At 48.0% G+C, this 25,442-nt stretch carries 23 protein-coding genes; 16 read left to right on the top strand and 7 right to left on the bottom strand.

What is annotated here, in order from left to right; all coding sequences use genetic code 11:
* Positions 1-462 precede the first annotated feature (462 nt).
* The 3 genes from V4C51_RS03335 to V4C51_RS03325 all read left to right on the top strand — a co-directional run bounded on the left by V4C51_RS03335 (position 463) and on the right by V4C51_RS03325 (position 3,162).
* On the top strand, positions 463-1,221 hold the full coding sequence (locus tag V4C51_RS03335) for a peptidoglycan DD-metalloendopeptidase family protein (RefSeq protein WP_330924707.1): 759 nt from the start codon (positions 463-465) through the stop codon (positions 1,219-1,221).
* Between the two features lie 98 nt (positions 1,222-1,319).
* Complete coding sequence (rpoS, locus tag V4C51_RS03330; RefSeq protein ID WP_330924706.1) at positions 1,320-2,348, top strand: RNA polymerase sigma factor RpoS; 1,029 nt, start codon at positions 1,320-1,322, stop codon at positions 2,346-2,348.
* Between the two features lie 688 nt (positions 2,349-3,036).
* Positions 3,037-3,162, top strand: coding sequence for a hypothetical protein (locus V4C51_RS03325; protein ID WP_330924705.1), 126 nt, complete (start codon positions 3,037-3,039; stop codon positions 3,160-3,162).
* 207 nt (positions 3,163-3,369) lie between these two features.
* Here V4C51_RS03325 and V4C51_RS03320 read toward each other — a convergent pair whose 3' ends face one another.
* The gene (locus V4C51_RS03320; protein WP_330924704.1) at positions 3,370-3,582 is read right to left on the bottom strand and encodes a hypothetical protein; all 213 of its coding nucleotides are present in this window, start codon (positions 3,580-3,582) and stop codon (positions 3,370-3,372) included.
* A gap of 371 nt (positions 3,583-3,953) precedes the next feature.
* Here V4C51_RS03320 and V4C51_RS03315 point away from each other — a divergent pair, with 371 nt between their 5' ends.
* The gene (locus tag V4C51_RS03315; protein WP_330924703.1) at positions 3,954-4,802 is read left to right on the top strand and encodes a PA4780 family RIO1-like protein kinase; all 849 of its coding nucleotides are present in this window, start codon (positions 3,954-3,956) and stop codon (positions 4,800-4,802) included.
* A 360-nt stretch (positions 4,803-5,162) separates the two neighbouring features.
* Here V4C51_RS03315 and V4C51_RS03310 read toward each other — a convergent pair whose 3' ends face one another.
* The 3 genes from V4C51_RS03310 to V4C51_RS03300 form a co-directional block, all read right to left on the bottom strand.
* Positions 5,163-6,014, bottom strand: coding sequence for a CvfB family protein (locus V4C51_RS03310; protein ID WP_330924702.1), 852 nt, complete (start codon positions 6,012-6,014; stop codon positions 5,163-5,165).
* A gap of 388 nt (positions 6,015-6,402) precedes the next feature.
* Complete coding sequence (locus tag V4C51_RS03305; RefSeq protein ID WP_330924701.1) at positions 6,403-7,236, bottom strand: phytanoyl-CoA dioxygenase family protein; 834 nt, start codon at positions 7,234-7,236, stop codon at positions 6,403-6,405.
* Between the two features lie 2 nt (positions 7,237-7,238).
* Entirely contained in the window at positions 7,239-7,595 is a 357-nt protein-coding gene (locus V4C51_RS03300; protein ID WP_330924700.1) for a hypothetical protein, read from the bottom strand.
* Positions 7,596-7,734: 139 nt separating this feature from the next.
* Between V4C51_RS03300 and htpG the strand changes: the two genes are divergently transcribed.
* From htpG to V4C51_RS03270, 6 genes are all read left to right on the top strand, one after another.
* Positions 7,735-9,651: a molecular chaperone HtpG gene (gene htpG, locus V4C51_RS03295; protein WP_330924699.1), complete on the top strand. Its 1,917-nt coding sequence runs from the start codon at positions 7,735-7,737 to the stop codon at positions 9,649-9,651.
* 227 nt (positions 9,652-9,878) lie between these two features.
* Positions 9,879-11,159 (top strand): serine--tRNA ligase, encoded by a 1,281-nt coding sequence (gene serS, locus V4C51_RS03290; protein ID WP_330924698.1) that lies wholly within the window; start codon positions 9,879-9,881, stop codon positions 11,157-11,159.
* A 176-nt stretch (positions 11,160-11,335) separates the two neighbouring features.
* Positions 11,336-12,682, top strand: a complete 1,347-nt coding sequence (locus tag V4C51_RS03285) for a sodium-dependent transporter (RefSeq protein WP_330924697.1) — start codon at positions 11,336-11,338, stop codon at positions 12,680-12,682.
* Between the two features lie 295 nt (positions 12,683-12,977).
* The gene (locus V4C51_RS03280; protein WP_330924696.1) at positions 12,978-13,232 is read left to right on the top strand and encodes a hypothetical protein; all 255 of its coding nucleotides are present in this window, start codon (positions 12,978-12,980) and stop codon (positions 13,230-13,232) included.
* Positions 13,233-13,491: 259 nt separating this feature from the next.
* Positions 13,492-13,758, top strand: coding sequence for a hypothetical protein (locus V4C51_RS03275; protein ID WP_330924695.1), 267 nt, complete (start codon positions 13,492-13,494; stop codon positions 13,756-13,758).
* Positions 13,759-13,956: 198 nt separating this feature from the next.
* Entirely contained in the window at positions 13,957-14,487 is a 531-nt protein-coding gene (locus V4C51_RS03270) for a hypothetical protein (RefSeq protein ID WP_330924694.1), read from the top strand.
* Positions 14,488-14,757: 270 nt separating this feature from the next.
* On the opposite strand, the gene fabB is transcribed toward V4C51_RS03270, so the two are convergent.
* Positions 14,758-15,975 carry a beta-ketoacyl-ACP synthase I gene (gene fabB / locus V4C51_RS03265; protein WP_330924693.1) on the bottom strand — a complete coding sequence of 406 codons (1,218 nt, stop codon included), beginning with the start codon at positions 15,973-15,975 and terminating at the stop codon, positions 14,758-14,760.
* Between the two features lie 30 nt (positions 15,976-16,005).
* Positions 16,006-16,521 (bottom strand): 3-hydroxyacyl-[acyl-carrier-protein] dehydratase FabA, encoded by a 516-nt coding sequence (gene fabA, locus V4C51_RS03260; RefSeq protein ID WP_330924692.1) that lies wholly within the window; start codon positions 16,519-16,521, stop codon positions 16,006-16,008.
* Between the two features lie 328 nt (positions 16,522-16,849).
* On the opposite strand from fabA, the gene V4C51_RS03255 reads away from it, so the two are divergent.
* From V4C51_RS03255 to V4C51_RS03240, 4 genes are all read left to right on the top strand, one after another.
* A complete protein-coding gene (locus V4C51_RS03255) occupies positions 16,850-17,890 on the top strand; it encodes an NAD(P)H-dependent glycerol-3-phosphate dehydrogenase (protein WP_330924691.1) in 1,041 nt (346 codons plus the stop codon).
* Positions 17,891-17,959: 69 nt separating this feature from the next.
* Positions 17,960-18,271, top strand: a complete 312-nt coding sequence (locus V4C51_RS03250) for a DUF4389 domain-containing protein (RefSeq protein ID WP_330924690.1) — start codon at positions 17,960-17,962, stop codon at positions 18,269-18,271.
* The gene (gene sixA, locus V4C51_RS03245; RefSeq protein WP_330924689.1) at positions 18,268-18,717 is read left to right on the top strand and encodes a phosphohistidine phosphatase SixA; all 450 of its coding nucleotides are present in this window, start codon (positions 18,268-18,270) and stop codon (positions 18,715-18,717) included. Before V4C51_RS03250 ends, sixA begins: the two co-directional genes overlap by 4 nt.
* 201 nt (positions 18,718-18,918) lie before the next feature.
* On the top strand, positions 18,919-20,808 hold the full coding sequence (locus V4C51_RS03240) for an ATP-binding cassette domain-containing protein (RefSeq protein WP_330924688.1): 1,890 nt from the start codon (positions 18,919-18,921) through the stop codon (positions 20,806-20,808).
* Positions 20,809-20,923: 115 nt separating this feature from the next.
* Here the strand turns inward: V4C51_RS03240 and V4C51_RS03235 are convergent, their stop codons facing one another.
* On the bottom strand, positions 20,924-21,367 hold the full coding sequence (locus V4C51_RS03235) for a universal stress protein (protein ID WP_330924687.1): 444 nt from the start codon (positions 21,365-21,367) through the stop codon (positions 20,924-20,926).
* A gap of 349 nt (positions 21,368-21,716) precedes the next feature.
* Between V4C51_RS03235 and fadB the strand changes: the two genes are divergently transcribed.
* Positions 21,717-23,864, top strand: coding sequence for a fatty acid oxidation complex subunit alpha FadB (gene fadB / locus V4C51_RS03230; RefSeq protein WP_330924686.1), 2,148 nt, complete (start codon positions 21,717-21,719; stop codon positions 23,862-23,864).
* 67 nt (positions 23,865-23,931) lie between these two features.
* On the top strand, positions 23,932-25,107 hold the full coding sequence (gene fadA, locus V4C51_RS03225; RefSeq protein WP_330924685.1) for an acetyl-CoA C-acyltransferase FadA: 1,176 nt from the start codon (positions 23,932-23,934) through the stop codon (positions 25,105-25,107).
* The last annotated feature ends 335 nt before the right edge of the window (positions 25,108-25,442 follow it).

The raw sequence follows: 25,442 nt of genomic DNA, 5'->3' as shown, positions 1-25,442 counted from the left end.
ATCCTCAATTTCTCGTAATCCTCGCTACGGGCGCTATTCTCGGTCAGGCTCCTAGGAGCCTGTCGGACTTAAGACAATTTCGGCCTGAAATCCAGAAAGTGCGAGTAAAGTGCGAGAAAGTGCGGCCAGAATTTCCGATCAATTACAGGTTTTGCTGCCGACAGAAAATATGGCTCAGGCGTCAAAAATTTTTTTATACGTATTGGTCAATGACTGTTTGAAAACAGGTTTGTACTGCTCCACATGACTGAATTTTCATGGGATAAGCCAAGTCGTAACAGCCGCGACCAGTGAGGTTGTCTCAATGGTTTGAAACCCATAACTGGTCTTGATATTTTGTTATACTTTTTTGAATCTAATTATTTGTTTTTTATCGTCGAAAAGACTTTTAAAATTAGTTGTCTGAGAGAGTTGATGGTTGCGAACTACTGGATATTTATTCAAAAAAGGATGAGTTATATTTTGAGTGCCTGCTCAAAAAATGGTGTTAAACACGCCTGTATAGTGATGATTTTGTTATGGCTTTCAGGGTGTAGTCATGACCCGTTGAAGGTGCCTGTGAAAGATTTAAGGGAACGGCCTGTGGTCATAAAGGGGGTGCATGTCGTTAAATCCGGTGAGTCTCTCTATGGCATTTCATGGCTTTATAATAGAGACTTTAAAGAAATAGCAGCAGTTAATAAATTGACCTTTCCGTATACTATATACCCAGGACAAAAACTCTCTTTAGCACGTAAGACGCGATCTGATCGTGTTGCTTCCATTTCCAGAAAAGTGGTACCTTCACAAAATCACTTGTCAAAAACGGATGAAAAAACATCACCAAACAAAGTGCATAAAATGGGTGATGATAGTGAATGGTTGTGGCCGGTATCGGGCGAGGTGATTGAGGGGTTTTCCCTGTCGGGTCGTGTTAACAAGGGTATTGATATCAAGAGCAAATTAGGAGAGTCTGTAAGAGCAGCCGCCGCTGGAGATATTGTCTATTCCGGCTCAGATCTGGAGGGTTACGGCAGGCTGATTATCATCAAACATAACAGTAGCTATCTGAGTGCGTATGCTCACAATAGGGAGTTATTTGTGCGCGAAGGAGACTCAGTTAAAGCAGGCCAAAAGATAGCCGAAATAGGTTCTACAGGAACAATAGAACCTAAGCTGCACTTCGAAATTCGGCGCAATGGCAAACCGGTTGATCCTTTGGGGTATCTACCGAGGCGTTAAGCGTCATCGGGCAGCAGCAGTAGAGGGATCTCACGGGTGTTGGCGCAGCAAAAAGGCTGCCCGGCAGAGAGTGGGACTTTCGGACAGGACTGACTCTTATGGTAGCGAAGAGGGATGACTCAGAATTAAGCAGTTATGCTGAGGATTTGATTCATGGAGAGGATCAACCGCTTGAAGCCACTGTGGATCCGGTGGAAGAGGAGCCTAGTGTAGTGGAAGCAAGGCCAAAAGCTGGTGGTACATCAGCGTCCACTGTGGCTGCTCGTAAGCGGGACCAGGATGCCTTCTACAAGTCTGTAGATGCGACACAGCTTTACCTCAATGAGATAGGCTTTTCACCTTTATTAACACCAGAAGAAGAGGTGCATTTTGCCCGGCTGGCACGTAAAGGGGTAGAGGCAGGTCGCAGGCGGATGATTGAAAGTAACCTGAGGCTGGTTGTTAAAATATCCAGGCGCTATGTTAACCGGGGGTTAACACTCCTGGATCTCATTGAAGAGGGCAATCTGGGACTGATACGGGCCGTTGAAAAATTTGACCCTGAGAGAGGTTTTCGGTTTTCAACCTATGCGACCTGGTGGATTCGGCAAACCATTGAGCGAGCAATCATGAACCAGACGCGAACTATTCGTCTGCCGATTCATGTTGTGAAAGAGCTGAATGTCTACTTGCGAGCTGCTCGTGAATTGACACAAAAGCTGGATCATGATCCGACGCCGGAAGAAATTGCCTATTTACTCGATAAGCCCGTTGATGATGTCAAGCGGATGCTGGGGCTGAACGAGCGGGTTACTTCTGTGGATACTCCTCTGGGTCCCGATTCGGAAAAATCCATTCTGGATACTATCTCGGATGATAAGGATGCTGATCCTGCCCAGTTATTACAGGATCTGGATTTGAATGACAGTCTGGATCGCTGGCTAGGTGAGTTGTCTGAGAAACAGAGGGAGGTTGTTGCCCGTCGGTTTGGCCTTAGAGGTTATGAAACCAGCACGTTGGAAGAGGTTGGCAGAGAGATTGGCCTTACCCGTGAACGTGTTAGGCAAATCCAGGTGGAAGCTCTGAAGCGACTGCGCAGTATTTTGGAAAAACAAGGACTGTCAGGTGAGTCGCTGTTCGGTGGTTAATAATGAGCGAGTCGATTAGAAAAAGAGTCTGTAACTCGGCTCATCGGTTTGTATCTGATCATTGAATAAAGCCCGAGCAGATATGACTGCTGTTCCTGGGTCTATATGCTTTGGCTGTTCTAGGAGCCTGTCCGAGAATAGCGCCCTTAGCGAGGATTACGAGAAATTGAGGATAAAATTTCTGTTTCTGATGAGAATAGCGGGGCTATTTGATGAATAAGCAGGAATTTTTAGGCCAATTTATCGCAACCGCAGTAGCGCAGTCTATTCTCGGACAGGCTCCTGGCAGGGTATAGGCCTTTGGCAGCAGTTTGGTTCTGAGAAATAATCTTAAAAGTATTGCTTCTCTTTCGGTCACTCAAATGGGTCTGAAAAATAGCTTTTGTTCGTTAAATAGCGCCACTTTGCCTCACAAAAGCAGCTTTTCATTTTCCATTTCTCATGCTCCTCGCTTCGGGCAGGCTTTTAAGACTGCTTCTGGCTCTCTCGGTCAGAGATTCTTAGTAGTGGATTATTCTGACTTTACTCAGGGAAAGGTGGATAAATCTCTCAATACATTCGTTAGTGCTGAGTTTTACCTGGTTGTGTTTGTCGGTTTTATGCTGTGGGAGTCCACTATAATTGCATTGTCATTAAAGCGATAGGGGAAGCGATTCAGATAACGGATCAGGGCTGCTGATGACTCTTAATGTGTTCTCCCTGGTTTTGGTACTGTGAACAGTCTGACGAAGCCCGTGGTGAGATAGATGCTGCTATCCGGGATGTTGAGGTTCACAGGACAGCTTGTATACTCCTGGTCATTGAAGATGCTTGATTTTTAAGCGAATTTTTAGCAGTCTTAGGGGGTGTTGAAAACTATATTGATCAGTCAATATAGATCAGATTTGGGACTGCGTGATAAAACTGTACGGGATGCCTGCGAGGGTGACCGTGTCAAGGCTGTTTTAATCCGATCTGAGGTCTACTCTTCTGCTGCGATTGCACCTGCTATACGAAAAATACGAAAAAGGACATTCACTAATCAGTGGTAATGTTCAGATGCTAAAATCAGCATCTTGATGCCACTTATTCTGTCGGTTTCTGTCGGTTTCTGTCGGTTTCTGTCGGTTTCTGTCGGCAAGTGGGAATAACCAGAAAGATGCCAAGCGATAGGCTCAAAGCCTGTTATCATAATTGTTTGATAACCATGGGAAGCTGAGGTATTCCATAAAACGCTAAAAACCAATGCTTCCATGGGGAAATCACCATGGCATACGCTGAGAACGCAAAAAAGTCGTATATTTCCATGGAGTTATACCGATAGCCTTTTCTAACCACCTTGATGAGCAGGGTTGGTATTTAGATTGTCAGTGCAATAGCCTGGTTAGGTCGGGCTGTTGGTATTACCTGGCCTTCAGGCTGGGAGTATTATCATCATGCGGAAGATGGCCCACTCCCAGCTTCGGGCAGAAATTTACTTGAAGGCGCTTCAGTCATCATTTGAACAGCTTCGCATCTGTGCTGATGTGTAAATTGAGCTGATAAACAAGAGATATCCAGGTCCGTCGGAGGGTAGGGAATGAGAGTAGTTGTTATAGCGGTATACAAATGCGGTACAAAGAATAGATGAAGATACCAAAAAGACTTCAGCCATTGGTTGAAAATGGCCTTATTGATGACGTGCTCCGTCGATTGATGAGTGGCAAGGAGGCGGATGTCTATGTGGTTCGCTGTGGTGAGCATATACGTTGTGCCAAAGTCTACAAAGAGGTGGCTAAGCGAAGCTTTAAAAAAGCTGTCCAGTATCAAGAAGGTCGTAAAGTACGTAACAGCCGCCGTGCTCGAGCGATGGAAAAAGGGTCCAAGTTTGGTCGTCAGCAGCAGGAAGAAACCTGGCAGAATGCCGAGGTAGATGCTTTGTTTCGATTGTCAAACGCTGGCGTCAGGGTGCCTGAACCTTATGTCTGTCTTGATGGTGTATTGCTGATGGAGTTGGTAGTGGATGAGGATGGTGATGTGGCACCTCGGCTCAGCGATGTGTCCATGTCAGCTGAGCAGGCGCGGGAAGACCATGCCGTGATGATGGGTTATGTTACCCGAATGCTATGTGCTGGACTGGTTCATGGGGATTTGTCAGAGTTTAATGTGCTGGTCGATGAGCATGGTCCTGTCATTATTGACTTGCCACAGGCGGTAGATGCAGCAGCGAATAATAATGCCCTGCCTATGTTGGAGCGGGATGTGAGTAATATGAACCGCTACTATGGTTTATATGCTCCAGAGCTTCTGAACAGCCAATATGCCAGGGAAATCTGGGATTTGTATGAAAGTGGCCAGCTGCATCCAGATGTGAAGTTGACAGGCCGCTTTAAAAAGCCCAGCAAAGCGGCTGATGTGGATGGGGTTTTGCTGGAAATTAAATCGATACTGGCGGAGCAGGAAGAAAAAACAGCGCTTAAAAAAAAGGGCTTTTAAGAGAAGCGCAGGTCACTTCTGCTATCCTGGGAGCCTGTCGGACTTATGCTTTCGAGCATAAAATTCAGTAGGGCGAGTCAGAATTTTCGATCAATTTGCGCGAATAGTTGACCTATTTAAGCAAATTGATCGGAAATTCTGGCCGCACTTTCTCGCACTTTCTCGCGCTTTCTTGCGCTTTCTCGCGCTTTCCTGGATTTTAGGCCGAAATTGTCTTAAGTCCGACAGGCTCCTAGCCGTCTTGCCAGGCGGCTTTTCACTGTTATTGACTGAATTCAGGATCGCGATGACGGTATGGCCAACTGACCAATAAACCGTGGTTCCGTGACTTCGCAGGTATTTTTCACTGTCCCAACTACCCTAAGCCTGCTCATTAACCTGTTGGCGGATGCCATTTTTAACGAGAACAATCAGGCGCTTTTTATACAGGCCGCCCAGCGCCATTTTAAAGGTGCGTTTGCTGATACCAAAGATTTTCTTAATGGTGTCAGGGGGTGTGTGATCATTAAGGGGAAGAAAACCACCGCTTTCTTTCAGTTTTGCCAGAATGATAGTTTCCAGGGAGTGAATGGCATCCTTGTTATAACCAGGTTTTCTCAAGCTCAGATCCAGCTTGTTGTCGGGTCGTACCCGCTTAATAAAGCCATTGAGTTTCATGCCTTTGCGAACAGGGGATTGAATTTCCTGATGAAAGAGTACACCCATGTACTGTTCTTCAATAATTGCCGTATAGCCGATATCGGTTTCATCAGCAATCATCAGTTGAACGGGTTGCCCATTTTTATAGCTGTGGGGGGTGTTGTTGAGGAACTTGCCTATTTTAGAAGAGGCAACCAGGCGGTAGTTTTGTTTTTCCTGAAAGATGTAGACAACATAAAACTGTCCTGTCACCATTTTTTCTTTCTGTTCGCTAAATGGCACCAATAAGTCCTTGGGCATATTCCAGTCCAGAAAGGCTCCCATGCGGTTGGTATCGGTGACTTTCAGGCAGGCAAATTGATTGACCTGGGCTTTGGGTTTCAAGGTGGTGGCAATAGGGAGACTGTCAGAATCCAGATAAATAAATACCTCCAGCTCGTCGCCAATACGGCATTGTTCAGGCATAAAACGCCGAGGCAGTAGAATATCATCCAGTAGCTCACCAGCAAGAAAAGCACCAAAGTCTTTTATTTTGACCACTTTCAAGCGGTTCATGGAGCCGATAATAGCCATAATAAAGCCTGTTATTGGGAGGGCTGAAAGTATATCACCAAACACGTAGCCGGGAAGGGGTATGGGCTATTTATGCAGGACGGTCTTATACCAATCGTTGTTGTTAACCCGGATATTTCATAAACATGCTCCTGGCCTTGCAAAAGATCTCACTGGCATCAGGATGAACAAATCGTCGTGATGAGTGTCGGGTTGTGTGCATGGTAGACATTCAAACTTGAAGCGTCAGCCTTGTCTCAAGGATGTGGTATTAACCTATTTGAAACATGACCCGAAAATGAGTGTCAACTGAGAATGCGCTGATTCGTTGGACTCAGACGTCAGCTTCAGGGCTGATGAATTTGCCCTGAAAAGCTGCCTCAAACTGTGCTTTTTTTGTTGGGTCTGTTCAGGGTGAGCGCTGTGTTGTCAAAATCGCGTTGGTGCAATCACCAGGGTAATCTTTATGGTTGGCACCAATACTTGAGACACCGCTGAGCAGAGTAAAACGTGACTTGTTGCTGTTGTTAGGGCTTGACCAGTGAACCAGGTAAGGGTGCATTAAAATAGCATCGCCAGGGGCAAGGGAGGGGGTTGTGGCGTGCAGACCCCATTGCAGGCTAAAGTTGTCTTTAGCAGGGGAGATATCAGTCAGTTTAACGTTGTTGTGAGAGCCGGGAACCACATATAACCCCCCATTGCCTGAATGGCAGGCGTCGATGGCGATCACAGCCACTACGTAGCTTCCGTGACGGTTGACGTCTTGCCATTGGGGATCACCATTGAGGCGAAACTCTATGTCTCTGTGTGGCTCGAAGGTGACATTGTCGCCTGGCGTTTTGGCATGAAACTGGCAGATCAGTTGCTCGAACTGGTCTGCCATCAGAATGTCCCCAAAGGCACAGAGTAATGATGGGTGGCGGGAGGTGGCCAGCAGGGTGGGATCAAGGCTGCCACAGCCGCAGACACGATGCAGTTTCTCCAGTTGCTTCTCCTGATTGCTTTCTATCACGAACTTTCCCCCCCTGTGATAGATACCTCCCTTGAAGTTCGCGGGTTTTTGCGTTGCCAGCTGATGTGCTTCTTTTAGAACCTGGTTAAGGGCGGCACGGGTCGTTTCGATTTCTTTCGTTTCAAGCAGTCCTCGGATGATGCAAAATCCTCTTTGGAAAAAATCACGCCAGTCGTCCTCAGATAGCGGTGAGTTTTTCTGGAACTGTCGTTTTGGCAGGGGCTGTATCATGATCAACCTATGGTGTTCAGGTTGTGTGGACGCTGTTTTTGAAGGTGCCTGTCAAAGGAGTTAGCGCAGTTCATGGCAGCTCCAATCATTGTTACAGGGTATATCGGCACAATGGAATCATATATTGATACTTTGTGGGGTACGTTGCTCATCGCTGCCATAAATAACATGAATAAATAGTTGCCATAACATGAAGAGTTGCCATAAAAGGCTTGTTCATGAAATACAGGGTAATCCATAAGTCGGTGTTCTGTCATGCAATGTGACCAGGTATGAGGATCATTTTTCTGTGGCTGTTCAGGGGTTGATATTCCTTTTTTTGCCCTTATCTTCATACTCAACGAACCCGGATATTTCATAAACTGCCCTTAGAGCCGCAAGGAGCAAGCAAGGCCAGGAGCATGTTTATGAAATATCCGGGCTAAGCCCTCGTTAGGCAATATCAGCCTTTAAAGGGCCTTCTATGGATTAAACAAGACGGTAAAGGTTAAGGGTTCCATGACCATCGAAGCAAACAAAGAAACGCTGGGTTTTCAGACAGAGGTAAAGCAACTGCTGCACCTGATGATTCACTCGCTGTATTCCAACCGTGAAATCTTCTTGCGTGAGCTGGTTTCTAATGCTTCTGATGCCAGTGACAAACTGCGTTTTGAAGCGTTGCACAACAGCAGTTTGCTGGAATCGGATCCAACCCAGGAAATCCGCATAAGTTTTGATAAAGACGATAAAACCGTGACCATTGCGGACAATGGCATTGGTATGAGCCGTGATGATGTCATCAACCATTTGGGTACCATTGCCAAATCGGGCACGGCGGACTTTTTGAAAAACCTGACCGGTGACCAGCAGAAAGACTCTCAACTTATCGGTCAGTTTGGCGTGGGCTTTTACTCTGCCTTTATTGTGGCCGACAAGGTGACGGTTGAAACCCGCCGCGCTGATGCCAGCGAAGGGGTGCGTTGGGTTTCCGATGGCTCCGGTGAGTTCACCATTGAAAACATCGATAAAGAAAAACGTGGCACCACCATCACTTTGCATCTGAAAGAAGACGCACAGGAGTTTGCCGATGGCTGGCGCCTGCGTAACATTGTGCGTAAATACTCTGATCATATCTCTTTGCCCATTCTCATGGTGAAAGAAGACATGCCTTCAGGTGAGGACGGCGAAAAGAAAGCGCAGGAGGACAAAGCGCCAGAATGGGAAACAGTGAATACCGCTAAAGCGCTTTGGTCCCGCTCACGTTCAGACGTCTCTGATGAAGAGTACCGTGAATTCTACAAGCATATCAGCCATGACTTCGCTGACCCTCTCAAGTGGAGCCACAACAAGGTTGAAGGTAAGCTGGAATACACCAGCTTGCTTTATGTACCCACAAAAGCGCCTTTTGATCTGTATAACCGCGAAATGCAAAAAGGGCTGAAGCTCTACGTGCAGCGTGTTTACATAATGGATCAGGCAGATGAGTTCCTGCCCATGTATTTGCGCTTTATCAAAGGTGTGGTGGATTCTAACGATCTGTCCCTCAATGTATCCCGTGAAATCCTGCAAAAAGACCCGCAGGTAGACAGCATGAAAAGCGCGCTGACCAAGCGGGTACTGGATATGTTGGAAAAAATGGCCAAGAAGGAACCGGAAACCTACGCGACGTTCTGGCAAGAATTTGGCCAGGTATTGAAAGAAGGTCCGGCTGAAGATTTTGCTAATCGTGAGAAAGTTGCCAGGTTGTTGCGTTTTGCCACCACAGCAGGGCAGGGCAGCACACAGGATCAGTCCCTCACTGGCTACGTGGAGCGCATGAAAGAAGGGCAGGACAAGATCTATTATATCTGCGCTGAAACCTATAATGCTGCTGCAAACAGCCCACACCTGGAAGTTTTCCGTAAAAAGGGTATTGAAGTCCTGTTGCTGTCAGATCGTGTTGATGAGTGGCTGGTGTCTCACCTGAATGAATTTGATGGTAAGCAGTTGGCTGATATTGGCCGGGGCGATCTGGATCTGGGCAAGCTCGATGATGAGGCTGACAAAAAAGCCCAGGAAGAAGTGGCGAAAGAAACAGAAGACCTGATTAAACGGATCAAGGACACCCTGAAAGAGGATGTTGAAGAAGTCCGTGTTACCAATCGTCTGACAGATTCTCCCGCCTGTCTGGTGGTAGGTCAACACGATATGGGGGCGCAGATGCGTCAGATCATGGAGGCAGCGGGCCAGGCTGTACCCACATCCAAGCCTATCTTTGAAATCAACCCTGCCCATCCGCTGATCGTCAAGCTGGACCAGGAAGCTGACGAAGATCGTTTTGCCGATCTGGTGAAGGTGGTCTTTGATCAGGCGAATCTGGCCGCCGGTGGCAAGTTGGATGATCCGGCCAGCTATGTTCATCGCCTGAACAAATTATTGCTCGAAATGGCCGGCTGATCATTCACCGCGTTTCCTGCTGTAGAAGCATAATTGTTAAGGCTTTTTAAAGGGGGCGGTGGTCATTGAGCCGCTGCCTTCTCGCTGGTGATTTTTCCCTTGAGCTTCGCGCTACTTCCCTTATCATAACGGACTATTCCCGAAAGACATGGATCACTTATGGTGTTATGTTTTCGCGGAGGTTATTGTATTTAATTTTATTTCCGACAGAAGGTGTCTGAAACCCCATGCTGGATGCAAAGTACGTTCGCACTCACCCGGAAGAGGTGGCCAAGTGTCTCCTTAAAAAGCACTATACCCTGGATGTTGGTGCCCTCAATGCCCTGGAAGAGCAGCGTAAATCGTTGCAAGTGCGCACAGAGCAATTGCAGGCTGAACGTAAGTCCGGGTCAAAAGCGTTTGGCAAGGCGAGGTCCCAGGGCGATGATATCGCTGAGTTAAAGGCGAAGATGGACACCCTCAATGGTGAGTTGAAAGCGTCGGAGCAGATGCTGTCTGACTGTCAGCAGGCATTGAATGACCTGTTGTTGGGGATTCCTAACCTGCCAGATGCTTCTGTGCCTGAGGGGGCGGGTGAAGATGATAACCAGCAGGTGCGTACCTGGGGCACACCGAAGACCATGGGCTTTGACGTTAAAGATCATGTGGATTTAGGTGAGCGGTATGGATTGGACTTTGAAACAGGCGCAAAACTTTCTGGTTCCCGTTTTGCCCTGTTGCGTGGCCCAATTGCCCGCCTCCATCGTGCTTTAGCGCAGTTTATGCTCGATACCCAGGTGGGTGAGCACGGGTATGAAGAAGTCAATACCCCCTATCTGGTGCACGATCATGTGCTGCAGGGAACAGGCCAATTGCCCAAGTTTGGCGACGACCTGTTTGTCACTGACTGTGAAGAAGCGGCACAGCCTTTGTATTTGATTCCAACGGCAGAGGTGACGCTGACCAACGTTGTGCGTGAGCAGATTGTCTGTGCATCTGAGCTACCGATCAAACTGACCGCTCACAGCCCTTGTTTCAGGCGCGAGGCGGGCAGTTATGGCCGTGATACGCGCGGAATGATCCGTCAGCATCAGTTTGAGAAAGTGGAGATGGTGCAGATCGTTCACCCTGAGCACTCGTTTGAGGCGCTCGAGGCGATGACAGGCCATGCTGAAGCGATTTTGCAAAAGCTCGAACTGCCTTACCGCGTGATGGCTTTGTGTGGCGGGGATTTGGGCTTTGGTGCAGCAAAAACCTACGATATTGAGGCGTGGTTGCCGGGGCAACAGAAATACCGGGAAATTTCTTCCATCAGTAACTGCCTGGATTTTCAGGCGCGGCGGATGAAGGCCCGTTTCCGTAACCCACAAACAGGCAAGCCAGAACTCGTGCATACGCTTAATGGCTCTGGCCTGGCCGTTGGTCGGACACTGGTGGCTGTTCTGGAGAACTGCCAGGATGAGCAGGGGCGCATTCATGTGCCTGAGGCTCTAAAGCCCTATATGGGTGGAATGACGGTTATTGGCTGATTCAGTTAATGATACAAACGGGTAAGAAAGGGCTTGGATGCCCTTTTTTTATGATTTTTTTATGCTTTTTTTATGGCCGTTATTGAGGTTACATTTTTAAGCAACGATTTATGTCATAACTTGGTCATAACCAGCTACGCTTGATCCCTAAGCTGTCAATAACAATGGAAAACAATATGACTGACCAACAGCGTATTTCTTCAAACCGGGCATTCATTATGGCCATTGCCGGAGCCGCTATTGGGTTGGGTAATATCTGGCGCTTCCCCTATGTGGTTGGTGAAAACGGCGGTAGCCTGTTCTTTTTGGGCTATTTGTTCTTTGTGGTTGTCATGGGATTGCCGGTGATGGTCGCTGAAATCGCCCTTGGCCGTGCTGGCAGGGCTGCTCCTGCTGACAGTTTCAGACAATTGGCTGTGGCTAATGGTCGCTCCCGGCACTGGTCAAAAATCGCCGGGATAGGCACTGTCGCGTCAGTATTAATCCTGTCTTTTTACAGTGTTGTAGCCGGCTGGGTTTTGTTTTATTTTGGTCACTCCTTAACTATGGATGCCTCCATGGCATCCATGGAAGGCGCTCAACAGCAGCTAAACGATTTTCTATCTTCACCTTGGCAGGTTATTGCTGGTCACACACTGTTTGTTGTGATGACCATGGCAGTCAGTGCCAGACAGGTATCCTCTGGTATTGAGCGCTTGAATAATCAGCTGATGCCGCTGATGTATGTCATTCTGGTGGTACTGGTTGTTTATACGGCGGGATTTCCGGGTTTTTCCGATGCGCTGCACTATCTGTTTGGTGCTAACGGCGAAAGCATTAACTGGACACTGATTACGGAAGCCATGGGACATGCCTTCTTTACTCTGGCAGTTGGTGCCTGTTGTTTGATGGCTTATGGGGCTTATATGCCTGAGAATCAATCCATTCTCAAAGCGGTGGGTATGGTGGCGTTCATGGATGTACTGGTGGCCGTTATGGTGGGCTTGGCAAGCTTCTCTGTTGTGTTCTCTGAAGGTATGATGCCTGACTCTGGCCCGGGGTTGATGTTTGTTGCCTTGCCTGTTGCTTTGCATCATTTGCCCATGGGTATCTGGATTTTGCCCCTGTTCTTCTTATTACTGGTGTTTGCTGCCTGGACATCGTCTATTAATATTGCGGAACCATTGGTGGCACTTTTGTCTAGATTATTTCAGTCTCGCATCAAAGGGGCTCTGCTAACAGGTATTGTTGTTTGGGGGTTAGGGCTGATACCGGCGCTGTCATTTAACGTATTTGGTGGTGTAACCCTGCCTTCAGGGCGGTCACTGTTTGACGCTTATACGGCTCTGCCAACAACATTTCTGTTACCGGTGACAGGCTTTTTTATCCTGATCTTTTCCGGCTATGTGGTGAGTAAGCAGTGTTTTTTTACAGAGCTGAGAACGTCTATCCTTATGGGGAAGATTATATGGGGGCTTGTTCGGTATATAAGCCCGGTTTTGGTGTTTATTATCTTGGTGTCGGGTATTTTCTTTGGCCGTTAAGTCATCGGTCATTTGGGGGCGTTTGTATAACGACCCGATTTTTCCCCGTTCTGGCGGCCAGCTTACCATAGTCATTACGGTCGTCAGAAAAGGTCACTGGTATCAGGCTAACGTTGTTTCCAAGTATTTCAGGGAGAGAAAACAATGTTTTATTTATCATAACAGGACGATAATCTGTTGATATTGAATGTTTCTGGCAGCATCAGGTTGTCTCCTTCCGGCAAGGCAGGGCAATTCACCCTATACTTACACTCTCAATGTAATAATCCTGTTGTTTTGCATAAGGAGCTGCTAAATGGCGTTGTATGCATTGGGCCAAAGGCCACCTGCTATCTATTACTTCAGTGGTGATACCCAGTCTGGACATATTATGTGGCTCAGAGGCGAGCCATTTATTAGCTGGAATTGTGCTGAGGACTGTCATCAAAGACTTCGCCATGCATTAAAGGGTTCATCTGGGTGTTATACCTGTGAGCATTGTGGTGCCATTTATAATATAAATATTAGCTATATAGGTGTTGATATCAGGCAGTGTCCGACGCATTACTGATTCTTTTCTTGAAATGGCGTTACTCTTGCTGTGTGGCAGTCAGGGGGAGCGATGTCTCTGATCAGCTTGGGCTGAGAAGCCAGAGTTAAGCTAAGCTTTAAATAACCTTTTTAAAACACTGAACCAAAACCTGTTTTAAATCGTACGTCACTTACTTTAGCTTGAGGGCCAAAAATACCTGATACACCTCCGGTTTCAAATGCGTTTTGGCTTAATAATAAAAGGTTATAAAAAGCGTTGATAATCAAGGAGTAGTAATATGGATATCAATGAACTTAAGCAAGAGTTAAAAACGGGTATGGATATAGAATTAGACTTGGTATCAGACAATGCTGGCGGCTATCTTTGTGAAGTTAAAGGTGATAGCGTTTATGGTTGGTTGAACCGCACGGGGTCTGAATCTCCCATGACGTTTTATAATCTTTCTGAGGCTAAAGAGTATCTGGTGCGAAAATTGGACTCGGTTAATATTGTTCTTCCATCACAGCTGACGGAAGTCAAGCACCCGTTTTCAGGGTTAAAATAATCCTTGTGACAGGGGAGCCAGTTTTGCTGGCTCTAATGCGATGACTTTTCCTACTCTTGACTTTCTTGTTGACCTGCGGTGTATATAATCAATGGATAACTTCTCTGCGCATCTCCCCTCACTCTCTGGAGCAGACTCTTTAAAGGGCTTCTGATCAGTTAAATGGATAGATGTGCCCGGACGGATTAAAGAGCAATAATGATACAGACCTGTACTGCACAACTGATAGAGGCGGTTTCTCATAATTTGAACAAAACAGTTCCGCTCTATAAACACCTGGATGCCAAGCTGTTTGTTCGCAGCGATATTGCACCTTATTTCAGTAGTATTGGTATGCATTTACGACACACGTTGGATATCTTCAACTGTATTACCAAAGGGATGGGTGTGCGTTATATCGATTTTACAGCGCGTGAAAGAAGACAAATCATTGAAAGGGATCAGCAGGAGGCGTATCAGTATCTTCTGAAAATTTTGACAGACTTACAGGGACTGACCGTATTTCGTCCTTGTGAGGTGGTGTATATTACAGATGATATTGGACAGGGCACCCTGGCGACAATTAAGTCTACCCTCGCATCAGCGTTGACACAGGCTCATAGCCATGCGATTCATCACTTTTCAAGTATTGGGTACTTGTTACAGGCATTAAAAGCAGATATTCCCATAGCTGATTTCGGGTATAATCCTTCTACGCCTTGCTATGCCGGGCATGCATCAGAAATCTAATAAGTCGTTTATAGCCTTCTCAACAGAAGCGCCGAGAAGGCCAAATAGGTAAACTGGCAATTTATGTTCAGTTTACGCGTTGTCTTTGCCCATAATTTATCTAGGAGCCTGTCGGACTTAAGGTAATTTCGGCTTGAAATCCAGAAGGAGCGGCCATACTTTCCGATGAATTTGCTTAAATAGGTCAACTATTCGCACAAATCCATCGAAAAATCTGACTCGCACTACTGAATTTCATGCTCGAAAGCTTAAGCCCGACAGGCTCCTGGCTCACTGTTGGTACCTTTGTACGACCAGGCAAGCATTAGTACCACCAAAACCAAAGCTGTTTGACATGATGCGTTGTGGGGTTTGCTCACGATGCTTGTCCACCAGAATTGGCATGCCTTCGGCAGCTTTATCCAGTGTTTCCACATTAGCAGAAGCAGCAATAAAGTTATGCCGCATCATTAGCAGGCAGTAGATGGCCTCCTGCACGCCAGCGGCGCCCAGGGAGTGACCAGAAAGCGATTTGGTGGAGCTAATGGTGGGGATATTCTGACCAAACACTTCGCGAATGGCTTTCAGCTCAGCAACGTCACCCACAGGGGTGCTGGTACCATGGGCGTTGATATAGTCAATGCCTCCCTCAACGGTTTTCAGCGCAATACGCATACAGCGAGCAGCGCCTTCGCCGGAAGGGGCAACCATATCAAAACCGTCAGAGGTGGCGCCGTAGCCAACCACTTCGGCATAAATTTTAGCCCCCCGAGCTTTGGCATGCCGCAGTTCTTCAAGCACTACCATGCCGCCGCCGCCTGCGATCACAAAGCCGTCGCGGCCAGCATCGTAGGCACGTGAGGCTTTATCAGGCGTGTCGTTGTATTTACTGGTCAAAGCGCCCATGGCATCAAACAAGCCAGTTTGTGTCCAGTGCTCTTCCTCACCACCACCGGCAAAGACAATGTCCTGTTTACCCAGTTGAATTTGTTCTACGGCGCTCCCGATGCAATGGGCGCTGGTCGCACAGGCCGAAGTAATTGAGTAGTTCACCCCTTTGATTTTGAACGGTGTTGCCAGACAGGCCGATACGGTGCTACCCATGGTACGAGGCACGCGGTAGGGACCAACACGTTTGACTCCCTTATCTCGCATAATGTCAGCTGCTTCAACAATGTTGGCTGATGAGGCGCCTCCCGATGCGGCTATCAGGCCCGTACGCTCGTTAGAGACTTGCTCGGGGGAAAGTCCCGAATCCTCAATGGCCTGTTGCATGGCTATGTAAGCATAGGCCGCCGCATTACCCATAAAACGGATTGTCTTGCGGTCGATATAGTCGGCAAAATCAATATCTACTGTGCCTGAGACTTGGCTGCGAAAATTCTGTTCATGATAGCTTTCGTTAAAACGGATGCCGGATTTTCCGTGGCGGAGAGCGTCGGTTACGCTGTCCAGACTGGTACCTAGGCAGGAAGTGATGCCGATCCCTGTAACAACAACACGTTTCATGGTGATAAACCCACGTTTTGTAATAAACAATTAGAATGAGTCGGTATTCTGGAAAAGCCCAACCCGAAGTTTTTCAGCGGTGTAAATGTCCCTGCCATCAACGCTGAGAACTGCGTCAGCAATACCGATACTGGTATCATTACGGCTAATGACACGTTTCATATTGATACGGTAAGTGACTTTTTTATGAGTGGGCAGAATTTGTCCGGTAAACTTGACTTCACCGCAACCGAGAGCTCGGCCTCTTCCAGGGTTGCCCTTCCAGGCGATATAAAAACCGACCAGCTGCCACATGGCGTCAAGTCCGAGGCAGCCTGGCATGACAGGATCACCGGGGAAGTGGCACTCAAAAAACCAGAGTGTAGGATCAATGTTCAGTTCGGCGACAATTTCACCTTTGCCATAAGCGCCGCCCACATCAGAAATATGAGTGATATAATCTACCATCAACATATTAGGGGCTGGAAGTTGCGCGTTACCGGGGCCAAACAGCTGGCCCTGGGCGCATTGGAGTAACGCTTTTTTCTCGTAAGATGTCTGATTCATTCGATCATTATTTCCTGGGAAACTGAAACCCGGAGCCTAAGCGTAGCAAAAGGTTTGGTGATAGAGAATGGAAAATAGCCAAAATGTCGGATATCACTATACCATCGGTTGAGGCGGGTGATGGACTGGATACCTGACTTGTAACAAAAAAACAACACTAAGATGCAGTGTTAAAAATTTACTGTGGTTTGCGGTAAATGGGCTTAAAAGCCGGTTTTTTTCGTTATTAAAAGGACCTTCATGGAAAGGATCGGCAGGAATGGATGGCTGCGAGGTGAAGTCGCCTGATGTATGATGCAGGCTGATTTATGGATTGGGATACGAAACAATGACACAACCTTCAGGTGCCCTCACGAAGTATACATTAGCCATCCTGGGTGGGGGCAGCTTTGGCACGGCATTGTCGGATATTTCGGCAACCAATGGGCACGAGGTGCGATTATGGGTACGTAGTGAAGAACAGGCACAGAGTATCAATACTGACCATATCAATCACCGCTACCTGCCAGGGTTCGCTATGAATCCGGTGATAACAGCAACATCCAGCCTGAGTGAGGCGCTGGATGGGGCGGATATAGTGTTTATTGCTATTCCCACCAAGTCCTTCCGCAGTGTCGTTCAACAAGCCGCTCCCTTTCTGAAAGAGAAGATGGTAATCAGCACCACCAAAGGTATTGAACCTGAGACCTTTGACTTAATGAGCCAGATCTTGCAGGAGGAAGTGAAGCAAGCCCGTATCGGTGTCCTCAGTGGACCCAATCTGGCAAAGGAAATTATTGCAAAATCTATCACGGCAACAGTGATTGCCAGTGAGGATGCCGAGCTGTGCCGTATTTTGCAGGAGGTTTTGCATTGCCATTACTTCAGGGTTTATTCCAATACCGATGTGTACGGCGTCGAGCTGGCTGGGGCGTTAAAGAATATTTATGCGATTGTTCTGGGCATTGGCACAGCCTTGGGGATGGGAGAAAATACCAAAAGTATGCTGCTAACCCGCTCTTTGGCAGAAATGAGCCGTTTTGCCGTAAGGCTGGGGGCAAACCCCTTAACCTTTTTGGGACTGGCTGGGGTGGGAGATTTGATCGCGACTTGTACTTCTGATTTGAGCCGCAACTTCCGAGTAGGGTATGCATTGGGGCGTGGAAAAACCCTGAGGGAGGCTGAACAAACGCTTGGTCAGGTGGCCGAAGGGGTCAATACATTGCGTCAGGTCAAGCAAAAAGCAGAAAAACTGGCCGTTGAAATGCCACTTGTGAACGGGTTGTATCAGATTATTTACCAAGACCAGGACATCAGTTCTCTGGTCAAGAGGATGATGCTACGTGAACAAAAAACGGATGTAGAGTTTATGCTACCGGATTCTGTGTGATTTCAGTTGCCTTGCCACCAAAAAACAGTAGTATTGAAAGGCATTATCGTCTATCGAGAGACAACCTATATGGATGAAAAACTCATCAATAACCTGAAATCAGAATCTCGCTGGCTACGATTGCTGTTTATAGTGATCTTTTATATTGCTGGCTATTTGGCGGGCTTAGTGATTTTGGCCCTGGCACTGGTGCAAATTGTCCATGGTTTTATCAAAGGGCAGCCCAATGAGCGTTTGCTGACCTTGAGCAGTGGGTTAAATCAGTACTTTTTTCAGGTGCTTCAGTTCATTACAAATAACAGCGATACCAAGCCTTATCCTTTTAGTGACTGGCCTGAGGCTGATACCCGTTCGTCATCCGAGACCGGCGCTCAGCTATGAAGCTGGTTATTATGCGCCATGGGCAGGCCAGTTGGTCTGCACCGTCTGATGCGCTGCGACCGTTAACAGAGAGAGGGCGCTCAGAGGTACTCTCTACGGCAAAACAGCTTAAAGGGCGCTACCGGTTATCGAGGATTTTGGCCAGCCCATACCGGCGAGCGCAAGAAACCGGAGAATTGCTAACGCATGTGCTTGATTGTCCCACGGCCACGACGCTCGATTGCCTTGTCCCTGAGGGTGATCCAATGGCGGTTATTAGTGAATTACCTGAGCAAGAATCCGTTCTTCTGGCAAGTCATATGCCGCTGGTGGGGTGTTTAACGGGGCTGCTGTGCGACGGCACGGAGTCCGGTGGACCCGGTTTTCATACGGCTACGGCCGCAGTTCTGGCGCTGGATTTACCGGCTTTAGGTGTTGCTCAGTTATTGTCGGTGATTAACCCCTGAAAACCCGGTATCAGATCACAGGCTGTTGAGTCCCTGCAGGGGCTGTTTCAGCAGGGTTTTCTCTATTTTTTGGTAGAGTCAAACTGTTCCCCTTCCATAGACTGTCCATTAAACCCCTTTAACGGTATTCTACGCACTTTATTTTTTCTTTGGGTAGAAATATTTCTGCCCCTGATCTATTGCTGGATGGTTGACACTGTCATGCCCGTCATTCGACTTGAAAATATCAGCCTGGCCTATGGTGACAGGCCATTACTGGATAATGTTGACTTGCAAATTTGCCGGGGCGAGAGAGTGTGTCTGCTGGGGCGCAATGGCGCAGGCAAGTCCACGCTGATGAAAGTGGTGTCCGATCAGATTGATACGGACGATGGCAGCATCTGGCGCAAACCCGGATTAAGAGTAGGGATGCTAAACCAAAACCTGCCGGTTCAAAATAATCAAACGGTTTATGACGCGGTGGCATCGGGGCTTATGGAGCTTGGCTCTTTGATCAGCAAGTATCATCAACTGTCGGCGTCCATCAGTACCGAGGCTGATATGAAAATGCTGGAACAGGTACAGCAAAAGTTGGAATCCCTTGATGGCTGGGAGTTTCAGCAAAAAGTGGACAGGGTGATCAAAAGGCTTGAGCTGCCTGAAAACAAGTTAATGAAAGAGTTGTCGGGTGGGTGGCGGCGTCGGGTAGAGTTGGCACGGGCACTGGTGTGTGAACCCGACCTTTTGTTGCTGGATGAGCCAACCAACCATTTGGATATTGTCGCCATTGACTGGCTGGAAAAACAGTTGCTCGACTTTAAAGGAGCACTGTTGTTTATTACCCATGACCGTTCATTCCTGCGATCACTGGCGACGCGCATTATTGAACTGGATCGCGGCACATTAACCAGTTGGAAGTGTGACTATGCTACCTATCTGGAAAGAAAGGCCCATGCCCTGGCAGTGGAAGCCGAGCAAAATGCGTTATTTGATAAAAAGCTGGCGCAAGAAGAAGCCTGGATTCGTCAGGGAATTAAAGCACGTCGTACCCGAAACGAAGGGCGGGTAAGGGCGTTAAAAGCGCTGCGGGTTGAGCGGCAGGAGCGGCGTAATCTCCAGGGTAAAGCTGGGTTTACTATTGAGAAAGCGGCTGTTTCTGGAAAGGTCGTCATAGAAGCGGCTGGACTGTCAATGACTTATGGTGATCAAACGGTTGTAAAGAATCTGGACGTGACCGTTATGCGTGGGGATAAAATCGGTTTGATTGGCGCTAACGGCGTAGGTAAGTCCACGTTGCTGAATATTTTGCTCGGTGAGCTAATGCCCGGCGAGGGACAGGTAAAATCCGGTAGCAAAATTGAAGTGGCGTATTTTGATCAGCTGCGTAATCAGCTGGATCTGGAAAAAACCGTTCTGGATAATGTTGCGCAAGGGCGGGAAAGTATCACGATTAATGGTGCCAATCGGCATGTGATCAGTTATCTTGGGGATTTTCTGTTTCCTGCGAGTCGTTGTCGTGTACCTGTTAAAGCATTATCAGGTGGTGAACGCAACCGGCTTGTTTTAGCCCGTTTGTTCAGCAAACCGGCAAACCTGCTGGTGCTTGACGAGCCGACAAATGATCTTGATGTGGAGACGCTGGAACTGCTGGAATCTCTGCTGGTGGATTTTGAGGGTACATTGTTGCTGGTGAGTCACGACCGGGAATTTCTCAATAATGTGGTATCCAGTACATTAGTGTTTAAGCCCGGCGGCAATATTCAGGAATTTGTCGGTGGCTTTGATGACTGGTTACGCCAGGGCGGAGAGATTAATCAGCTTGTTGAAAAGGTTGTGCCTGATGTCCCTAAAACAGCACCGGAGGTCACAAAGCCTGAGCCAAAAAAACCTAAGAAAAAACTCAGCTATAAATTACAGCGAGAACTGGACAGCTTGCCCGCTGAAATAGAAGCGTTGGAGAGTGAGCAGCAGCAGCTTGAGGCGCAAGCGGCAGATCCGGCTTTTTATCAGTCAGACGCTGAAGTGGTGAATAAAACCCTTGAGCGAATTACAGCAGTAGTCCAGCTGATTGAAGAAAAGCTTGAGCGATGGGAAGAGCTGGAAAGTATGTAGCATCTGTTGCCTTTCTTGCGGCACCCTTGTTTTAAGAAGCAGTCTTAAAAGTCATGCTCCTACTTAATTAAGGGCGCTATTCTCGGTCAGGCTCCCAGATGTCAGTGACTGATAATTAATGCGTCTTTTTACCCACCCTGACAGCCAGGACGTCACAGCTTGCGGCATGTAAAATGCCCGTGGACGTTGAGCCAAAAATCAGGGCAAGCCCATGGCGACCATGACTGCCCACAACAATCAAATCCACTTCAGACTCTTCAGCAATGCGATGAACTTCACGCTCAGGGCGACCGTAGACAATATGTTGATTGCCCTTTTCAAGGTGAATGGTGTTGGTCAGCTGGGTAATGCGATCCCGTGCTTGTTGCGTAATTTCATCTTGTAAGGCCGTGAGATCCAGGGGAATATCACTGCCATAGGCGACACTTAGAGGTTCAATAACATGCACCATGGTGAGTTTGGCATGGTTAGCCTCTGCAATGGCCTGGGCTTTTTTCAGCACGCTATCTGCTTCATCAGATAAATCAATAGCGACCAGAATATGGGCATAGTTATTCATTGCTAACATACTCATTCAGAAAGATTCGCATAGCTCACAGGATAGCTGAATTTATGCGTGTTGCTGTTGGTATACGTTGATTTTCTGTGAGAACTTCTTGACTTTATTTGCTATTTCGCAGATTGTAACAAAAAATTCAAACGACTGTATGAAAAGCAGCAGAATGGTGTTTTTCTAAAATAATCACAAAACAGGATGTCTGTCAGTGCCTCCTTTACTGCTTCACATGTAGGAGCCTGTCGGACTTATGCTTTCGAGCATAAGTCCGACAGGCTCCTAGGACAGCGGGAAAGTAGTGTGTTGATCGCTGGCAGAACCTGGCTTTTTCAATCCGCTCGGAGAGAAGTCCATGATATATGAAGGCAACGCTTTTAAGGTCAAACGACTGGAGGACGGCATTGCTGAATTCCAATTTGACCTCGATGGTGAGTCTGTCAACAAATTCAGTCAGGCGGCGGTTGAGGATCTGTCGCGGGCCATTGACGCTGTAGAGGCAGATAGTCGTATAAAAGGTGCAGTGCTGACCAGTGGCAAGGAGGCTTTTGTTGTTGGTGCGGATATTACTGAATTTTTGACCATGTTTGGTCAGCCTGACGATGTGCTTCGCGATGGCATTTTGAAAGTCAATGAAATCTTCTCCCGGTTTGAAGATTTGCCAATGCCGACGGTTACCGCAATCAATGGGCTGGCTCTCGGTGGTGGTTTTGAGATTTGCTTGTGCGCAGACTATCGGGTGATGTCATCGACTGCCAAAGTTGGGTTGCCAGAGGTGAAGTTGGGTATTTATCCGGGCTGGGGGGGGACAGTGCGCTTACCTCGGTTGATTGGTGCGGATAACGCGATTGAATGGATTTGTACGGGTAAAGAGCACAAAGCGGATGATGCTCTGAAAGTCGGTGCCGTTGATGCCGTTATTGCCCCTGAAAAGCTGCTCGATGCCGCCGTGACTCTGGTGAAAAAATGCCTGTCCGGTGAACTCGATTTCAATGCCCGCAAATCAGAAAAGAAAGAAAAACTGAAACTGGCTAACATGGAAGCCATGATGGTGTTTGAGACCGCCAAGCCTTTTGTCGCCAGTAAAGCCGGTCCCCATTATCCTGCCCCTGTTGAAGCGGTAAAAACTATCCAGAAACATGCCTATATGGGGCGTGAAAAAGCGTTGGAAGTGGAAGCGAAGGGCTTTGTGAAAATGGCGAAAACGCCGGTCACCGAGTCATTGGTTGGTCTGTTTTTGAACGACCAGTTACTGAAGAAAAAAGCCAAGGCCATGGCGCCTTTGTCAACTGAAACACAAAAAGCGGCTGTTCTGGGCGCAGGTATTATGGGCGGGGGCATTGCCTATCAGTCGGCGTACAAGGGAACCCCGGTATTGATGAAGGATATCAACCAGTCAGGCATTGATCTCGGCTTGGGAGAAGCGCAGAAACTGCTGGGTAAGCAGGTAGATAGGGGGCGCATCGATAGCAACCGGATGGGTGAGGTGCTCAATAGCATTACACCAACATTGTCTTATGGTGATTTCAAGACAGCCGATGTGGTGGTGGAGGCCGTGGTTGAGAATCTTAAAGTAAAACAATCCGTTCTGGCTGAAACCGAAAGTCATTTAAACGATGGGGCGGTGCTGGCCTCCAATACCTCAACCATTTCCATCACAAAAATTGCTACTGCATTGAAATCCCCGGAAAAATTCTGTGGCATGCATTTCTTTAACCCTGTGCACCGTATGCCCCTGGTAGAGGTGATCCGGGGTGAGAAAACCAATGATGCAACCATCGCGACAGTGGTTCATTATGCCAGGAAAATGGGTAAAACACCGGTTGTCGTCAATGACTGTCCGGGCTTTTTAGTGAACCGCGTGCTGTTCCCCTACTTTGGCGGCTTTGCCAAGCTGGTGAAAGATGGGGCTGATTTTCAGCAGATTGATAAAGTCATGGAAAAATTTGGTTGGCCAATGGGGCCTGCCTATTTGCTCGATGTTGTGGGTATGGACACCGCCCATCACGCCGAGGCAGTTATGGCAGAAGGCTATCCCGAGCGCATGCAGAAAACGTTTACATCCGCTGTTGATGTTATGTTTGAGCAAAAGCGCTTTGGGCAAAAAACGGACAAAGGCTTTTATCAGTACGTACTGGACAAAAAAGGCAAGCAGAAGAAGCAAGTCGATGAAGCCGTCTATAACCTGTTGTCGTCTGTCAGCGATGAGCGCAACGTGTTTGAAGACGATGAGATTGTTGCACGCATGATGATTCCTTTGTGCCTTGAAACGGTCAGGGCACTGGAGGAAGGTATTGTGGATTCAGCCGCTGAAGCGGATATGGCGCTGGTGATGGGTATCGGTTTTCCCCCGTTCCATGGCGGCGCACTGAAGTATCTGGATCGGATGGGGTTGGCTGCCTTTGTTACGTTGGCTGACAAATACGCACATTTAGGGCCTTTATACCAGCCCACCGATAAACTGCGTGAAATGGCTCAAAAGGGTGAGGTGTTTTATCAATGAGCGGGGATGACCCGTTCAAATGATCCTTTTCACTTTTTTATAACCGTTAAAGTAGCGAGACAGCAAAATGAGCCTTAACCCAAAAGATGCAGTGATTGTTGATTATGGCCGCACCCCCATGGGACGGTCAAAAGGTGGTATGTACCGGAATGTGCGGGCAGAGAGCTTGTCGGCTGATCTGATCACCGGCTTACTGGCAAGAAACCCGGCACTGGACCCCAAAGAAGTGGAAGATGTCATCTGGGGCTGTGTTAACCAGACCCTGGAACAGGGCTGGAATATTGCCCGTATGGCCTCATTAATGACACCGATTCCCCACACCTCTGCCGGGCAGACGATCAGTCGCCTGTGTGGTTCTTCCATGAGCGCCCTTCATATTGCGACCCAGGCTATCCAGACCGGCAACGGCGATGTGTTTGTGGTCGGTGGTGTTGAGCATATGGGCCATGTGGGGATGATGCACGGTGTTGACCCGAACCCGCGTTTATCCAAATACGGTGCCAAGGCATCAGGCATGATGGGGCTGACAGCGGAGCTGTTGGCAAAAATGCACGGCATTGGTCGTCAGGCGCAGGATGAGTTTGGCGCGCGCTCTCACCAACGGGCCTGGCTGGCTACCCGGGAGGGGCGCTTCAACGATGAGATTATTCCCATGCAGGGACATGACGGTGAGGGCAATCTGTCTGTCTTCACTGAAGATGAGACCATCCGCCCGGAAACCACGGCGGATTCCCTGTCAACACTGAAGCCGGTGTTTAATCCTAAAGGGGGTACGGTAACTGCCGGTACATCGTCGCAAATCACCGATGGTGCCTCTTGTATGATCGTGATGTCTGCTGAGCGGGCCAAAGACCTCGGATTACAGCCCATGGCGGTTGTGCGTGCCATGGCGGTGGCAGGTGTTGACCCGGCGATTATGGGTTATGGGCCTGTGCCAAGCACGAAAAAAGCCCTCAAGCGTGCCGGTCTGAGCCTGGATGATATTGATCATTTTGAGCTTAATGAGGCTTTTGCCGCACAATCACTGCCTGTGCTGAAAGACCTGAAGCTATTGGACAAAATGGACGACAAGGTTAACCTTAATGGCGGCGCTATTGCCCTTGGTCACCCCTTTGGCTGCTCGGGTGCCCGTATCTCTGGTACCTTGCTTAATGTAATGAAGCAAAACAGCGGTACACTGGGTGTAGCCACCATGTGTGTCGGTCTTGGTCAGGGCATTACCACGGTGTTTGAGCGTGTCTGATAACGGGTAATAGTGAACCCGGCGCTATTGTTTGTTGAAGGCACAAACCGGCTTTAACGACAATGGCGATCGGGTTCATTGAATAACGGTGTGATCTAGGCATCGGTACGGTGTTTCTTATACCCGCGATCATTGAGGATGCATAATTTTTTTGTGGATTTTTGCCTACCTTCTTCACCCTGAGCGACACGCCTTTAGTAATCCCTTCTGCCCCTTATAATCCCAACCACTGTGGAATAACGACAGTATTCGACTTTATTAACGTACCATGCCTTTGTTCTGTTGGCATATGCGTTACCATGCGGAGCGTGAGAACGAGACAAGATGGTTAACCT

It is taken from the genome of Candidatus Sororendozoicomonas aggregata, from assembly GCF_031528575.1.
GTDB classification, from domain to species: Bacteria; Pseudomonadota; Gammaproteobacteria; order Pseudomonadales; family Endozoicomonadaceae; genus Endonucleibacter; species Endonucleibacter aggregata.
This window is presented reverse-complemented; position numbering and strand designations above follow the sequence as displayed.

What these genes read in the sequence shown, in the direction of transcription:
- rpoS (WP_330924706.1), top strand. Translation starts at nt 1,320, where the DNA reads ATGGTAGCGAAGAGGGATGACTCAGAATTAAGCAGTTATGCTGAGGAT.
- V4C51_RS03325 (WP_330924705.1), top strand. Translation starts at nt 3,037, where the DNA reads ATGTGTTCTCCCTGGTTTTGGTACTGTGAACAGTCTGACGAAGCCCGT.
- V4C51_RS03320 (WP_330924704.1), bottom strand. Translation starts at nt 3,582, where the DNA reads ATGGAAGCATTGGTTTTTAGCGTTTTATGGAATACCTCAGCTTCCCAT.
- V4C51_RS03315 (WP_330924703.1), top strand. Translation starts at nt 3,954, where the DNA reads ATGAAGATACCAAAAAGACTTCAGCCATTGGTTGAAAATGGCCTTATT.
- V4C51_RS03310 (WP_330924702.1), bottom strand. Translation starts at nt 6,014, where the DNA reads ATGGCTATTATCGGCTCCATGAACCGCTTGAAAGTGGTCAAAATAAAA.
- V4C51_RS03305 (WP_330924701.1), bottom strand. Translation starts at nt 7,236, where the DNA reads ATGATACAGCCCCTGCCAAAACGACAGTTCCAGAAAAACTCACCGCTA.
- V4C51_RS03300 (WP_330924700.1), bottom strand. Translation starts at nt 7,595, where the DNA reads ATGAAATATCCGGGTTCGTTGAGTATGAAGATAAGGGCAAAAAAAGGA.
- htpG (WP_330924699.1), top strand. Translation starts at nt 7,735, where the DNA reads ATGACCATCGAAGCAAACAAAGAAACGCTGGGTTTTCAGACAGAGGTA.
- serS (WP_330924698.1), top strand. Translation starts at nt 9,879, where the DNA reads ATGCTGGATGCAAAGTACGTTCGCACTCACCCGGAAGAGGTGGCCAAG.
- V4C51_RS03285 (WP_330924697.1), top strand. Translation starts at nt 11,336, where the DNA reads ATGACTGACCAACAGCGTATTTCTTCAAACCGGGCATTCATTATGGCC.
- V4C51_RS03280 (WP_330924696.1), top strand. Translation starts at nt 12,978, where the DNA reads ATGGCGTTGTATGCATTGGGCCAAAGGCCACCTGCTATCTATTACTTC.
- V4C51_RS03275 (WP_330924695.1), top strand. Translation starts at nt 13,492, where the DNA reads ATGGATATCAATGAACTTAAGCAAGAGTTAAAAACGGGTATGGATATA.
- V4C51_RS03270 (WP_330924694.1), top strand. Translation starts at nt 13,957, where the DNA reads ATGATACAGACCTGTACTGCACAACTGATAGAGGCGGTTTCTCATAAT.
- fabB (WP_330924693.1), bottom strand. Translation starts at nt 15,975, where the DNA reads ATGAAACGTGTTGTTGTTACAGGGATCGGCATCACTTCCTGCCTAGGT.
- fabA (WP_330924692.1), bottom strand. Translation starts at nt 16,521, where the DNA reads ATGAATCAGACATCTTACGAGAAAAAAGCGTTACTCCAATGCGCCCAG.
- V4C51_RS03255 (WP_330924691.1), top strand. Translation starts at nt 16,850, where the DNA reads ATGACACAACCTTCAGGTGCCCTCACGAAGTATACATTAGCCATCCTG.
- V4C51_RS03250 (WP_330924690.1), top strand. Translation starts at nt 17,960, where the DNA reads ATGGATGAAAAACTCATCAATAACCTGAAATCAGAATCTCGCTGGCTA.
- sixA (WP_330924689.1), top strand. Translation starts at nt 18,268, where the DNA reads ATGAAGCTGGTTATTATGCGCCATGGGCAGGCCAGTTGGTCTGCACCG.
- V4C51_RS03240 (WP_330924688.1), top strand. Translation starts at nt 18,919, where the DNA reads ATGCCCGTCATTCGACTTGAAAATATCAGCCTGGCCTATGGTGACAGG.
- V4C51_RS03235 (WP_330924687.1), bottom strand. Translation starts at nt 21,367, where the DNA reads ATGAATAACTATGCCCATATTCTGGTCGCTATTGATTTATCTGATGAA.
- fadB (WP_330924686.1), top strand. Translation starts at nt 21,717, where the DNA reads ATGATATATGAAGGCAACGCTTTTAAGGTCAAACGACTGGAGGACGGC.
- fadA (WP_330924685.1), top strand. Translation starts at nt 23,932, where the DNA reads ATGAGCCTTAACCCAAAAGATGCAGTGATTGTTGATTATGGCCGCACC.